This window comes from Pseudonocardia cypriaca, from assembly GCF_006717045.1.
GTDB classification, from domain to species: domain Bacteria; phylum Actinomycetota; class Actinomycetes; order Mycobacteriales; family Pseudonocardiaceae; genus Pseudonocardia; species Pseudonocardia cypriaca.
The window spans coordinates 1,928,344-1,940,895 of sequence record NZ_VFPH01000002.1 but is presented as its reverse complement, the minus strand read 5'-3'; the positions used below and the strand labels follow the sequence as shown (position 1 = coordinate 1,940,895).

Sequence of the window (12,552 nt, the reverse complement as noted above, 5' to 3'; positions counted from 1 at the left end):
TGCCGCACAATTCGCGGCCGAACGCCGGAACTGGGAAACGGGGAGTGCTGCAGTGCGAGTTCTGCTTTCGACGTGGGGGTCTCGGGGGGACGTCGAGCCGTTGCTGGGGCTGGCGCTCGAGCTGCGCGCACAGGGCGTCGACGTGCGGATGTGCGCGCCGCCGGATTTCGCGGAGCGGTTGGCCGAGGTCGGTGTGCCGTTCGTGCCGATGGGCTTCGCGGTGCGCGAGCTGGTGGCGTCGAAGCCGTCACCCACGGAGGTGGCCGCCGCCCTGGTCGCCGTGCACTTCGACGTGGTCGGGAAGGCGGCCGAGGACTGCGACGCGGTGGTGGCGACCGGCCTGATGCCCGCGGGCGTGCGGTCGGTGGCCGAGCACCTCGGCATCCACTACGTGCTCGCCTGCTTCCACCAGCTGGGGATGCCGTCGCTGCACTACCCGCCGGGGCGGCGGCCGGGGAAGCCGTTCCCCCCGGGCGAGACCGACCTCCGGGTGCTGTGGAAGATCGACGCCGAGCGGGTCGACGCGATGTACCGCGAGCCGCTCAACACGCACCGGGCCGCGCTCGGTCTGCCGCCGGTGGACAACGTCCGGGACCACGTCCTCACCCCTCGGCCGTGGGTCGCGGTGGACCCCGTGCTCTGGCCGTTGCAGGACGTGCTGGGGTTCGACCCGGTGCAGACCGGTGCGTGGCTCATGCCGGACGACCGGCCGCTGCCGGCGGACCTGGTGAAGTTCCTGGAGGAGGGCGAACCCCCGGTCTACGTGGGCTTCGGCAGCATGCAGATGGCCGGCGTACCCGACGCCGGGGCGGCCGCCGTCGAGGCGATCCGCGCGCAGGGGCGCCGGGTGCTGGTCTCCCGGGGCTGGGCGGACCTCGCACCGGTCGGCGAGGGGGACGACTGCTTCGCCGTCGGTGAGGCGAACCACCGCGAGCTGTTCCGGCGGGTGGCAGCGGTCGTGCACCACGGCGGCGCCGGCACGACGACGACGGCGGCGTTGGCGGGCGCACCGCAGGTGATCGTGCCGCAGCTCGTGGATCAGCCCGTACTGGGCGCGGCGCGTGACGGAGCTGGGTATCGGTGTGGGGCACGACGGTCCGACGCCGACCGTCGAGTCCCTGTCGAACGCGCTTGAGCTCGCTCTGCGCGGTGAGACCGGTGCGCGGGCCGCAGAGGTGAGCGCCACCATCCGCACCGACGGTGCTCCGGTGGCGGCGAGGAAGCTCATCGGCCTCATCGACCAGGGGCGGAACGACCTGGACGAGTAGTTCCGAAGTCGAACACATCGTGCCAGGCACCTGCGGCGGGTGTACTCCCCGTCACCCGCCGAGGAGCGGGCCTTGTGGCCGGGGCACGCGCAACTTAGGGTCCGCACACAACTGGATAGGTGAGGCTAACTTACGCGACTGGAGCGTGACGGCGTGTCGATCGGCAGACGGTGGGTCCCAGCCGTTCTTGCACTGCTGTTGGCGAGCGGGTGTGCGGGGGGCGCGGAGCCGTCAGCAGGCGAGGGGCCGATCACGGCGGAGCGCCTCACGATCGCGGTTCCGGCCGCCGTGGGCGGCCCGCTCAACGTCTTCGTCTCCTTCCAGGAGCAGATCAGCGAGCTGGTCTACGACAAGCTGTTCGCGCCGTCGCCGTACGTGGACCGGCCGCAGCCGTGGCTCGCGTCCGAGGTCCGGATGGTCGACCCGAGCACGTGGGAGGTGGCCCTGCGCGACGACGTGCGCTGGCACGACGGCGAACCGTTCACCGCCGACGACGTCGCCTTCACGTTCCACTACGCCCACGAGGCGCCGACCGGGCGCTTCACCCACCACATCAACGAGATCCCCGACGTCTCGTCGGTTGAGGTGCTCGACCCGCACAAGGTGCGGTTCACCTGCGCGTTCCCGTGCCCCGACCTGGGCCCGGTCACGCTCGCCGACCTGCCGATCCTGCCCGAGCACGTCTGGTCGAAGGTGCCGCCCGCCGAGGCGAAGAAGCACGACGCGCTCCCGGTGGGCACCGGCCCGTACCGGCTGGTCGAGTTCGACCCGACCACGGGCTACCGCTTCGAGTCCAATCCGGACTACTTCGCCGGGGCCCCGGTCGTCCGCGAGCTGGTGATGCCGATCATCGCCGATCCGTCCGCGACCTTCACCGCTCTGCGGGCGGGCCAGATCGACGCGGCGTTCCGGCCGGTGTCGCCCGAGCTCATCGACGAGTTCTCGCGCTCGTCGGACGTCGGGGTGATCCAGACGCGGCCGCTGCGCTTCCCGGAGCTGCGCCTCAACTTCGAGCGAGCCCCATTCGACCAGCCGCGGTTCCGGCAGGCGGTGAGCTTCGCGCTCGACCGCCAGGAGCTGCTCGACACGGTCTACCTCGGTCAGGGGCGCGTCGCCGACAAGGGCTACCCGCACCCGGACTCGCCCTGGAGCGATCCGACGCTCTCGACGCCGTCGGATCCGGCGCGGGCCCGCGCGCTGCTCGACGAGCTCGGTTACCTCGATCGCGACGGGGACGGTGTGCGCGAGGGCCCCGCGGGCCCGCTCCGGTACACGGTGATCACGTCCGGCGTGGAGCCCACGCAGGTCCGGGCGGCCGAGATCGTGGCCGAGCAGCTCGGCGAGGTCGGCATCGCGGCCACCGCGCAGGGGCTGGACGCCGGATCGTTCGCCGATCTGTCCACGTCGCGCGACTTCGACCTGCAGGTCAGCAGCATCACCGCGCACGGCGTCGCCGACCCGACGCAGTTCATCATGTCCCACCGCTCCGGCTACCTCTGGGACGCGCCGGAGATCCCCTACCCGGAGTGGGACGCGCTGTTCGAGCGGTGGAAGGCCACCACCACGGTCGACGACCGGCGCGACGTGGCGTTCGAGATGCAGCGGATGTTCAACCAGCAGCCGACGTCGATCCCGCTGTACTACCCGGACGAGCACTGGGCGTTCCGGCCGGAGGCGTTCGCCGGGTGGGCCGAGTCGCCGGGCTTCGGGATCGTGCACAAGTGGTCCCTGCTGCCCCATGACGTCGCCGAGCGGGCGGAGGCGATCGTGGTCGCCGGGTCGTGACGAGGCCGCGGGCCGTCGCCGCGAAGGCCGCCCAGTACGCGCTCGTGCTCTGGGCGGCGGCGACGCTGAACTTCCTGCTGCCGCGCCTCGCGCCGGGCGACCCGGTCCAGTACCTGTACGGCGGCGATGCGCTCGGGCTCGCCCGGGAGGCGCTGGCCGAGGTGCAGGCGGGCTACGGCCTCGACCGGTCGCTGCCGGAGCAGTACCTGGCCTTCTGGACGGGCCTGTTGCGGGGCGACCTCGGTCGTTCGGTCCAGTTCAACCGCCCGGTGACCGAGGTGCTCGCGGAGTTCCTGCCGTGGACGGTCGCGCTGGTCGGGGTCTCCACCCTGCTCGCGCTCCTCGTCGGGGTGGGTGCCGGCGCGTGGGCGGCGTGGCACCGGGGCAGTCGCCGCGACAAGGGCGCGGTCGCAGCGGTGCTCGCGCTCGACTCCATGCCTGGGTTCTGGATCGGGATGGTCCTGATCGCGGTGTTCGCGGTCGGGCTGGGTTGGTTCCCCTCATACGGGGCGGCGGCCATCGACGCGGAGGGCGTGGCGTGGCTCGTCGACGCGGTGCACCGGACGGTCCTGCCGGCCACGACGCTCGCGCTCGCCACCTTCGGCGGGTTCTTCCTGCTCACCCGGGCGGCGATGGTGAGCGTGCTCGACGAGCCGTTCGTCCGGCTGGCCAGGGCGAAGGGGGTGCCGGAGGGGCGGATCGCGCTGCACCACGCGTTGCGCACCGCGCTGCTGCCCGTCTGGACGAACCTGACGATGGTGCTGGGCGCGCTCCTGTCGGGCGCCGTGGTGGTGGAGACCGTCTTCGCCTATCCCGGGCTCGGCCGGCTGATGTACGACGCGGTCACCGCGCGCGACCACCCGTTGTTGCAGGGGGCGTTCCTGCTGGTCACGGTCGGGATCGTGGCGGCCAACGCGCTGGCCGACCTGACCTACCCGCTGCTGGACCCGCGCGTCGGCCGGGCGTCCGAAGGGGCGGCGTCATGACCCGGGCGGCAGGGCTGGGCATCCTCGCCGTCCTCGCCCTGGTGGCCGTGGCGGCGCCGCTGCTCGCGCCGTACGACCCGGCGGAACGGGCGGGGCGGCCGTTCTCGGCGCCGTCGGCCGCGCACCTGCTCGGCACCAACGACGTCGGGCACGACCTGCTCTCCGAGCTGGTGTACGGCGCCCGCGTGTCCCTGCTGGTCGGGGTCACCGCCGCCCTTGTGGCGACGGTGGTCGGTGCCGCCGTCGGCGTGACGGCCGGCTACGCCCGCGGCCGGCTCGACCCGGTGCTGATGCGCACCGTCGACGTCGTGCTGGCGCTCCCGGCGCTCCCCTTGACGATCGTGATCGGCGTGTTCGCGGGGCCCGGCATCGGCACCCAGATCCTCGTCATTGCCGCCGTCATGTGGGCGGGCGTGGCCCGCGAGCTGCGCGCGCAGGTGCTGTCGCTGCGCGAGCGCGACCACATCCAGGCGCTGCGCGCCATGGGCGCTGGTCCGTGGCACGTGGCGCGGCGCCACCTGCTCCCCGCGGTTGCGCCGCTGGTCGTGCCGCAGTTCGTGCTCGCGACCAAGACCGCGATCCTGCTCGAGGCGTCGCTCGCCTTCCTCGGGCTCGGTGACATCACCGCGAAGAGCTGGGGCACGATGCTGTCGCTGGCGCACGCTCGGAGCGCCTTCCTCACCGACGCCTGGATCTGGTGGGTGCTCCCGCCGGGGTTGGCGATCGCGCTGACGGTGCTCGCGTTCGCACTGCTGGGCTACGCGTTCGAGGAGCGCGCCCGACCGGCACTGCGAGCTCGCGGGGTGGCACCGCGGCCGCCCACCGCCCTGCGGCTCGTCGTGCACGCCGGCGGTCCGCCGCTGGCCGTCGACGGCCTGCGCGTCACCTACGCCGGCGCGGCGGTGCCCGCGGTCGACGGAGTGGACCTCGAGGTGGCCGGGGGCGAACTGGTCGGACTGGTCGGGGAGTCGGGGAGCGGGAAGTCGACGCTGGCCGCCGCGGCCGTCGGGATGCTCCCACCCGGCGCGGTGACGAGCGGCGCGGTCCGGGTCGAGGGTGGCGACCTCGCGACGCTGTCGGCCGAGCAGCTGCGCGGTATGCGCGGGAACCGGATCGCGCTGGTCCCGCAGGAGGCGATGAGCGCGCTGAACCCCGTCCACACGATCGAGGACCAGCTGGTCGAGGCGGTGCGGGTGCACCGGCGGATCGAGCGGGACGCGGCCCGCGAGCGCGCCGCCGAGCTGCTCGAACTCGTCGGGATCGACGCGCGGCGGGGGCGGGACCACCCCCACCGGTTCTCCGGAGGGATGCGCCAGCGCGTCGTGATCGCCATGGCGCTGGCGAACGACCCGGCCGTCGTGGTCGCCGACGAGCCCACCACCGGCCTCGACGCGATCGTCCAGGCCGAGGTCCTCGGCCTGCTCGACGGTCTGCGCCGCAGGCTCGGGCTCGCGCTGCTGGTCGTCACGCACGACCTGCCGATGATCGAGCGGATCGCCGACCGGATCGCCGTGATGCGGGCCGGTCGGCTGGTCGAGGTCGGCCCGGCCGGGCGGGTCGTGAACGCGCCGGAGCACCCGTACACGCGGCTGCTCGTCGAGTCCGCGCCGCGGCTGGTGGCCCGATGACGGTTCCCGCACTCGAGATCACCGGGCTGACCGTGACCTACCGCGGCCGGGCCGGCCGGATCCCCGCCCTGACCGACGTCGACCTCACCGTGGCACCGGGGGAGGTGGTCGGGCTCGTGGGTGGGTCGGGTGCCGGGAAGTCGACCGTCGCCCGCGCCGTAGCGGGTTTGGTGCGCCCGGACCGCGGTGCGATCCGGGTCGCCGGGGCTGGCGTCGCCGGGGCCGGGCGAGCCGAGCTGCGCCGGATCCGGCGGACGATGCACCTGGTGTTCCAGGACCCGTACGCGGCGCTGCCGCCGACCCTGCGCGTCGGGGACGTGATCGCGGAGCCGCTGGTCGTCCACCGGATCGGCGACCGCTTCGACCGGGTCGCGCAGGCCGCGACGGCTGTCGGGCTGGACCGTCGCCACCTGGACCGCTACCCGCACGAGCTGTCCGGTGGGGAGCGGCAGCGGGTGGCGTTCGCACGGGCGCTGGTGTCCGGACCGCGCCTCATCCTGGCCGACGAACCCACCCAGATGCTGGACGCCTCGCTGCGCCGGGACCTGGTCGACCTGATCGCCCGGCTGGCCGCCGAGCGGGGGATCGCCGTCCTGCACATCACGCACGACCTCGCGCTCGCCCAGCACGGCTGCGCGCGGCTGGTCGTGATGAGCCGCGGCCGGGTGGTCGAGACCGGCCCGACCGCCGAGGTGCTCGCCTCGCCCCGCCACGACCACACCGCCGCGCTCGTGGCCGCCGCCACCCACCGCCGACCCCAGGAGGACCCGTGCGCGAAGTCGCGCTGCTCGACATGGACATCCGCGCCCCCGGCCGCGCCGACCTCGGTGAGCGGGTGGACTGCTACGCCCTCGACCGGACCGACCTGAGCCGCTACGCGCTCCTCGTCGTCCCCGCCACCGTCGACCAGGAGCACCTCGCCCGGCACCGCGGGGTGATCCGCGACTACCTCGACGGCGGCGGCGTGCTCCTGTTCGGCGGGCAGCTGCACCGCGACTGGCTGCCCGGGGCGTCCCCGTTCGTCCCGCTGCCGCGGCCGTCGCTGGAGGCGTACCGGGTGGCGTGGCTCGCCGACCACCCGATCTTCGCGGGTGTCGAGCCGGACGACCTGACCTTCCGCCGCGGCGTCGCCGGGTTCTTCGCGCGTGGGCACCACCCGCTGCCACCGGGCGCCGAGGTGCTCGTGCGGCTCGCCGGCGGCGAGCCGGTGACGTACGTCGACCGCACGTCCACGAACGGCACGATCGTCGTGCACGCCAGCGGTGACCTGCTCGGCTACGACGCTGCGGACAACACGGCGGGCCGCCTCGCCGGACAGCTCGTCGAATGGGCACGGGACGAGGCGCGGGCCCGGCGTGCGGCACTACCCGCGGACCCGCCCGGGTCCCGGCCGGCCGCCGCCCCCGCCGACCTCCCGGTGGGCGACGGCGGCCTAGCGGCGGTCTACGGCGGCTCCGCGCCGCACCACCGCGCTCTCACCACCCCGAAGTACGCCCGGCACCTCGGTGGCGGGTTGCGCTACCTGCCCGAACTGGCGAAGGCCGACCTCACGGCCCTCGACGGCCTGATCATCCCCGAACGGCTGCACCACGACGCCCTGCACGCCGCCACCGGCCCGATCTCCGACCTGCTCGACGCGGACGGCACGGTGATCGCCTTCTCCGGCGGCGAGCCGGTCCCGGACTTCCTGCCCGGCGTCCGCTGGGAGCACCGACCGACGAACTTCTGGTGGTGGCTGGAGCCGGGGGCGGACATGGGCCTGCGCGCGCCGGACCCGGAGCACCCGCTCTTCGACCACCTCACGCTCCGGGACTGCACGTGGCACTACCACGGCGTGCTGGACCCGCCCGACGGCGCGGAGGTGCTGGTCACGCTGCCGACCGGGGAGGCGCTGCTCTACGTCGACCGCGTCAGCACCCCGGGCACCCTGGTTATCGCGACGCTCGATCCCATGCACCACTACGGGAGCCACTTCATGCCGGCCACCGAACGGTTCCTCGACGGCTTCCTGCCCTGGGTCGCCGAGGAGGCGGCCCGATGAGCGAACCGACCATCGACGTGCTCGACGGCGGGCGCCTGCTGCAGTTCGGCCTCGCCGACCTGATGCGCTACCACGGCCCCGGCTTCCCCGGCGGGGTCGCGCACGGCTTCACGGTGATGCGCAGGGCCTGGCCGCTGCTCGACCCCTCCGGTCCGCCGGTCCGCCGGGAGATCCGGCTGGACACCGCGTTCCCCGGCCCGGGCGCGCGGGACGCGTTCGAACTGGTCACGCGCGCCGTCACCGAGGACCGGTACGCCGTCCGCCCGGAGATGGAGCGCCCCGAGCTCGGCCGGGTCCGCGCCCGGTACGTGTTCCGGTGGAGCTACCGCGACCGCACGGTGACCCTCCAGATCCGGGAGGGCTTCGTCACCGACGAGTTCATCACGCTGGCCCGCACACCGAACCGGTCCGCGGCCCAGGAGGCGCACCTCGCGGTGCTCAAGCAGGAGATGGCCGACCGGCTGCTCGCCGTGGCACCGGACCAGGTCTACGACGTCACGGAGCCCTAGCCGGATAACACTCCGCTAGAGGGCCACCCTCATCGCCGCGATCATCCGTCGGCGAGCGGTTTGCGGGCCAGGAGGTAGGCGTGGGGGGTGCGCTCGCCCGCGTCGGCCTCCCGCCCGGCGTGGGCGTGGACGGGCAGGCCGGCGGCGGTGAGCAGCGCGCTGACCTGCTCGGGGCGGCGGCGGTAGGCCACCAGCGAGATCTCGTGGCCCCACGCCTCCGACAGCCGCAGCGGCTCGTCGCCGACCTGGAACGCGAGCAGCGCGTGGCCGCCCGGCGCCAGCACCCGGTGGAACTCGGCGAACACCTGCGGCAGCAGCTCGTCGGGGATGTGGATCGTGGAGTAGTACGCCACGAGGCCGGCGAGCGCGGCGTCCGGCACGTCGAGGGCGGTCATGGAGCCGACGTCGAAACGGAGACCCGGGTGGTCACGGCGGGCGATCGTCAGCATCCCAGGGGACAGGTCGATCCCGAAGACGTCGACGCCGAGGCCGTGCAGGTGGCCGGTGACGCGGCCGGTGCCGCACCCGATGTCGGCGACCGGCTCGCCGCCAGCTGTGAGCACGAGCTCGGCGAACGTGGCGAGGACGGCTCGGTCCAGCGGCCGGCCCGCCAGCTCGTCCTTCCAGCGCTCGGCGGCGTCGGTGGCGACGGCGTCGTAGGACGCCCGGGTGGTGGTGAGGAAGGCCGGCTCGGTCACGCGGGCGGACGGTAGCGAGGAAGTCCGACAGGATCTGTCGATCCGGCGCGTCGCCGTTCGTGTGGAGGGTGAACCACCACGAGAAGGAGGAGACACCATGGCTCGATACATGCTCGGCATCTACCAGCCCGCAGGCGACCCGCCGCCGCCCGAGGTCCTCGAGCCGATCATGCGGGACCTGGAGAAGGTGAACGCGGAGATGCGCGCGGCGGGCGCGTGGGTGTTCGCCGCGGGCCTGCACGACCCGAGCACGGCCACCGTGCTCCGGGCGCAGGAGGGCGAGGTACTCGTCACGGACGGGCCGTTCGCCGAGGGCAAGGAGCACCTCGGCGGGTTCACGATCATCGAGGCGCCCGACCTCGACGCCGCTCTGGGGTGGGGACGGAAGGTCGCGCGGGCGTTGACGCTCCCGATCGAGGTGCGTCCGCTGCACTTCGGCACCTGCTGAGGGCCCGTGCTCTCGGCCGCGGAGATCGAAGGCGTCTTCACCCGGGAGTACGGGCGGGCGGTGGCGGTCCTGACCCGCGTCTTCGGCGACATCGACGTCGCAGAAGAGGCGGTGCAGGACGCCTTCGCGACCGCCGCCGAGCGGTGGCCGGAGAGCGGCCTCCCGCCCAGCCCGGCCGGCTGGATCATCACCACCGCCCGGAACCGGGCGATCGACCGCCTCCGCCGCGAGGCCTCCCGCCCGGACCGGCACGCGCAAGCCGCGTTGCTGCACGCCGGTGACGACGAACCGGACGAGGAGCTCGCCGTGCGTGACGACCGGTTACGGCTGATCTTCACCTGCTGCCACCCGGCGCTCGCCATGACCGCCCGGGTCCCGCTGACCCTGCGGCTGCTCGGCGGCCTCACGACGGCCGAGATCGCCCGCGCGTTCCTGGTGCCAGAGGCGACGATGGCGCAGCGGATCGTCCGGGCCAAGGGCAAGATCCGCAAGGCCCGGATCCCGTACCGCGTGCCGGACGAGGCCGAGCTGCCGGACCGCCTGCGCGCCGTGCTCGCCGTCGTCTACCTCGTGTTCAACGAGGGGTACACGGCGAGCGAGGGGGAGCGGCTCGTCCGCGAGGACCTGTGCGCGGAGGCCATCCGGCTCGGACGGCTGCTGGTCGAGCTGATGCCCGACGAGCCCGAGGCCCTCGGCCTGCTCGCGCTGATGCTGCTGGTCGAGTCCCGGCGGCCCGCCCGGACGACACCGTCCGGTGACCTCGTCCTGCTCGCGGACCAGGACCGCGGGCTGTGGGACCGCCGGCTGGTGGCAGAGGGCCAGGAGCTGGTTCGGCGGTGCCTGCGCCGCGGGCGGCCGGGGCCGTACCAGATCCAGGCCGCGATCAACGCCGTGCACAGCGACGCGCCCACGGCGGAGGCGACGGACTGGCGCCAGATCGTGGCGCTCTACGACCAGTTGCTCGCGGTGGCGCCGAGCCCGGTGGTGGCGCTGCACCGGGCGGTGGCCGTCGCCGAGGTCGACGGGCCCGCGGCGGGCCTGCAGCTCGTCGACAGGTTGGACCTGGGCGACCACCACCTGTTCCACGCCGTGCGGGCCGACCTGCTGCGCAGGCTCGGGCGTACGGCCGAGGCCCGCCCGGCCTACGACGCCGCGATCGACCGGGCCGGCAACGCGGCCGAGCGCGCGTTCCTGCGACGGAGGCGGGCCGAGCTCGGCGCGTGATCACCCGGACGTGCCGTGTGATCGCCCGTGCGGGCGGACCGCGGTCCACCACGGAGCGTGACGAGCAGTTGGCGGCGCGCCGCTGACCTGTCGAAAATGGTCACGAAGAGTGGCGAACAATTCCGCTTCCCCGCTCGCGGGGTGTTAAACGGGCCGCCTCGAATAGGGCACACGATGGTGGGACAGCCGTGGTAGCGGTCCCGGACCCGAGGTTAGCTTTCTGTCTGTCAGTTGCGTCCGCAGGGTGTTGAACCATTCGGGAGACGAACGTGTGGAAGAAAGCAGGAATCGTCGCATCCGCGAGCCTGGCGGCAATGCTGGCGCTCGCCCCCATCGCCCACGCCAGTCCAACGGGCGAGGATCGGGGAGACGATGCGGAACAGGTCATCACCGGTGACGACGCGCCACAGGACGGCCTGCTCAACCTCGGCGACGTCAACCTGCTGAACGGCGTGAACATCTGTCCCGACGTGACGGCCGTGCTCGGGCTCGGCAACGTGCTCGGCATCCTCGGTGCGGGTTCATCGGATCCGAGTGCGGCGGACGCCCCGATCACCTGCGAGACCTCGGCAAGGCGCTGACGCGCAATTCCGGAATACGTGACGAGAAACGGCACCCCGCCGCCGGGGTGCCGTTTCTCCTTTCGCGGCGGATCAGCGACCGGGGAGCCACGCGGCGATCGAGGCGCGCTGCCCCCATGCGATGACCGCGGCGAGAACGAAGAGCACGGCGGGCGTGACGGCCATCTCCGGCGCGTCGAGCACCACCGCCTGGGTGTAGGCCGCGCCGACCATCAGGGCCATCAGGCCGACGGCCGCGGGCCCGGCCAGGCGCGGCACCATCAGGCCGATGCCGCCTGCGAGCTCGACGGCGCCGATGAAGTACCGGAACCACTGTCCCGCGCCGATCTCGGTGAAGATCTGCACGGCGAACGGCTCGCCCCAGAACTTGGGTGCGGCCGATGCGACGACGAAGAAGAGGCCCAGCAGGATCTGCAGCACCCACATGGCGCGGTGGGCGCCTCGGGAGCGGGCCGGGGCGGCAGGGGCGACGGTGGTCATCCGGGGTTCCTCCGGGGTGGCGCGAAGGTGGCTGTCGGGGGTAGGACCAGGGCGCGCGCGAGAACTCATCGGTCGGAAGGGTGCGGCCATGGCGGGCGGGGCCTACGAGCCGGGGCGGTCGGTGCTCGACCGGGCCCTGGCAGTGCTCGGCTCGTTCTCCGACGAACGCCCCGAGCAGACGCTCGGCGAGATCGTGGCCGCCACCGGGCTCGCCGCCGCCACGGCGCACCGGCTGGTCGCCGAGCTCGTCGCCTGGGGTGCGCTGGAGCGCCCCGGCCGCGGTCGGTACCGGATCGGGATCCGGCTGTGGCAGCTCGGCGCGCTCGCGCCGCTCGCCCGTGACCTGCGCGACTCCGCTCTCCCGTTCCTGCAGGATCTCGGCGCCGTCACGGGCCAGGTCGTGCACCTCGTCGTGCTCGACGGCCACCAGGCGCTGTTCCTCGAACGACTGCCCGGGCACGCGGAGGTGCCGGTGCGGTCCCGGGTGGGCAGGCGGATGCCCGCCCACGCCAGCGGCCCGGGCAAGGTCCTGCTCGCGTACGCGCCTCCCGCATTCGTCGCCGAGGTGGTGGCGCGCGGGCTGCCCCGCATGGCGTCGGGCACCATCACCGACCCGCACGAGCTGGCGGTCGCGCTCGCCGAGGTGCGCAGGGCGGGCTACTGCCTCTCGCGCGACGAGATGACCGACGGTGCGGCGTCGGTCGCCGCGCCGATCATCGGTCCGGCGGGGAGGTCGTGGCCAGTGTGTCCGTCGTGGTGCCCAGCAGCGCCGCGAACCTCCAGCCGCTGGTACCGGCGGTGCGCCTGACGGCAGCGGCCGTGGGCCGCGCGCTCAGCCCCGGGGTCGATGTTCCGCTGAGTGCGAGGAACTCCTGACACGGGCGGCGCGGGTGCAGATACTCCC

Annotated in this window: 12 protein-coding genes and 1 pseudogene; 11 read left to right on the top strand and 2 right to left on the bottom strand. The window is 73.6% G+C overall.

All coding sequences use genetic code 11. From position 1 onward, the window contains the following. Positions 1-52 precede the first annotated feature (52 nt). The 7 genes and pseudogenes from FB388_RS26710 to FB388_RS26680 all read left to right on the top strand — a co-directional run bounded on the left by FB388_RS26710 (position 53) and on the right by FB388_RS26680 (position 8,217). Positions 53-1,268: pseudogene (locus tag FB388_RS26710) on the top strand (glycosyltransferase). A gap of 153 nt (positions 1,269-1,421) precedes the next feature. Continuing rightward, positions 1,422-3,053, top strand: coding sequence for an ABC transporter substrate-binding protein (locus FB388_RS26705; RefSeq protein ID WP_142104897.1), 1,632 nt, complete (start codon positions 1,422-1,424; stop codon positions 3,051-3,053). Beyond that, positions 3,050-4,039, top strand: a complete 990-nt coding sequence (locus tag FB388_RS26700; RefSeq protein WP_142104896.1) for an ABC transporter permease — start codon at positions 3,050-3,052, stop codon at positions 4,037-4,039. The genes FB388_RS26705 and FB388_RS26700 overlap by 4 nt, the downstream gene beginning before the upstream one ends. After that, entirely contained in the window at positions 4,036-5,667 is a 1,632-nt protein-coding gene (locus FB388_RS40565) for a dipeptide/oligopeptide/nickel ABC transporter permease/ATP-binding protein (RefSeq protein ID WP_142104895.1), read from the top strand. Before FB388_RS26700 ends, FB388_RS40565 begins: the two co-directional genes overlap by 4 nt. After that, positions 5,664-6,536: an ABC transporter ATP-binding protein gene (locus FB388_RS40560; protein WP_142104894.1), complete on the top strand. Its 873-nt coding sequence runs from the start codon at positions 5,664-5,666 to the stop codon at positions 6,534-6,536. The genes FB388_RS40565 and FB388_RS40560 overlap by 4 nt, the downstream gene beginning before the upstream one ends. Then, positions 6,437-7,708, top strand: coding sequence for a hypothetical protein (locus FB388_RS40025; protein ID WP_211362229.1), 1,272 nt, complete (start codon positions 6,437-6,439; stop codon positions 7,706-7,708). Before FB388_RS40560 ends, FB388_RS40025 begins: the two co-directional genes overlap by 100 nt. Next, a complete protein-coding gene (locus FB388_RS26680) occupies positions 7,705-8,217 on the top strand; it encodes a hypothetical protein (RefSeq protein ID WP_142104893.1) in 513 nt (170 codons plus the stop codon). The genes FB388_RS40025 and FB388_RS26680 overlap by 4 nt, the downstream gene beginning before the upstream one ends. 41 nt (positions 8,218-8,258) lie before the next feature. Here the strand turns inward: FB388_RS26680 and FB388_RS26675 are convergent, their stop codons facing one another. Further along, the gene (locus FB388_RS26675) at positions 8,259-8,915 is read right to left on the bottom strand and encodes a class I SAM-dependent DNA methyltransferase (protein ID WP_142104892.1); all 657 of its coding nucleotides are present in this window, start codon (positions 8,913-8,915) and stop codon (positions 8,259-8,261) included. A 97-nt stretch (positions 8,916-9,012) separates the two neighbouring features. Between FB388_RS26675 and FB388_RS26670 the strand changes: the two genes are divergently transcribed. From FB388_RS26670 to FB388_RS26660, 3 genes are all read left to right on the top strand, one after another. Then, entirely contained in the window at positions 9,013-9,363 is a 351-nt protein-coding gene (locus FB388_RS26670; RefSeq protein ID WP_142104891.1) for a YciI family protein, read from the top strand. Positions 9,364-9,369: 6 nt separating this feature from the next. Then, positions 9,370-10,587: an RNA polymerase sigma factor gene (locus FB388_RS26665; protein WP_142104890.1), complete on the top strand. Its 1,218-nt coding sequence runs from the start codon at positions 9,370-9,372 to the stop codon at positions 10,585-10,587. Between the two features lie 269 nt (positions 10,588-10,856). After that, positions 10,857-11,168, top strand: coding sequence for a hypothetical protein (locus FB388_RS26660; protein WP_142104889.1), 312 nt, complete (start codon positions 10,857-10,859; stop codon positions 11,166-11,168). A gap of 72 nt (positions 11,169-11,240) precedes the next feature. Here FB388_RS26660 and FB388_RS26655 read toward each other — a convergent pair whose 3' ends face one another. Continuing rightward, entirely contained in the window at positions 11,241-11,648 is a 408-nt protein-coding gene (locus tag FB388_RS26655; protein ID WP_142104888.1) for a DoxX family protein, read from the bottom strand. Between the two features lie 88 nt (positions 11,649-11,736). On the opposite strand from FB388_RS26655, the gene FB388_RS26650 reads away from it, so the two are divergent. Beyond that, a complete protein-coding gene (locus FB388_RS26650) occupies positions 11,737-12,456 on the top strand; it encodes an IclR family transcriptional regulator (protein WP_246122427.1) in 720 nt (239 codons plus the stop codon). Positions 12,457-12,552: the final 96 nt, after the last annotated feature.

Coding starts and splice junctions, on each gene's coding strand:
- FB388_RS40565 (WP_142104895.1), top strand. CDS start 4,036: ATGACCCGGGCGGCAGGGCTGGGCATCCTCGCCGTCCTCGCCCTGGTG.
- FB388_RS26655 (WP_142104888.1), bottom strand. CDS start 11,648: ATGACCACCGTCGCCCCTGCCGCCCCGGCCCGCTCCCGAGGCGCCCAC.
- FB388_RS26650 (WP_246122427.1), top strand. CDS start 11,737: ATGGCGGGCGGGGCCTACGAGCCGGGGCGGTCGGTGCTCGACCGGGCC.
- FB388_RS26680 (WP_142104893.1), top strand. CDS start 7,705: ATGAGCGAACCGACCATCGACGTGCTCGACGGCGGGCGCCTGCTGCAG.
- FB388_RS40560 (WP_142104894.1), top strand. CDS start 5,664: ATGACGGTTCCCGCACTCGAGATCACCGGGCTGACCGTGACCTACCGC.
- FB388_RS26670 (WP_142104891.1), top strand. CDS start 9,013: ATGGCTCGATACATGCTCGGCATCTACCAGCCCGCAGGCGACCCGCCG.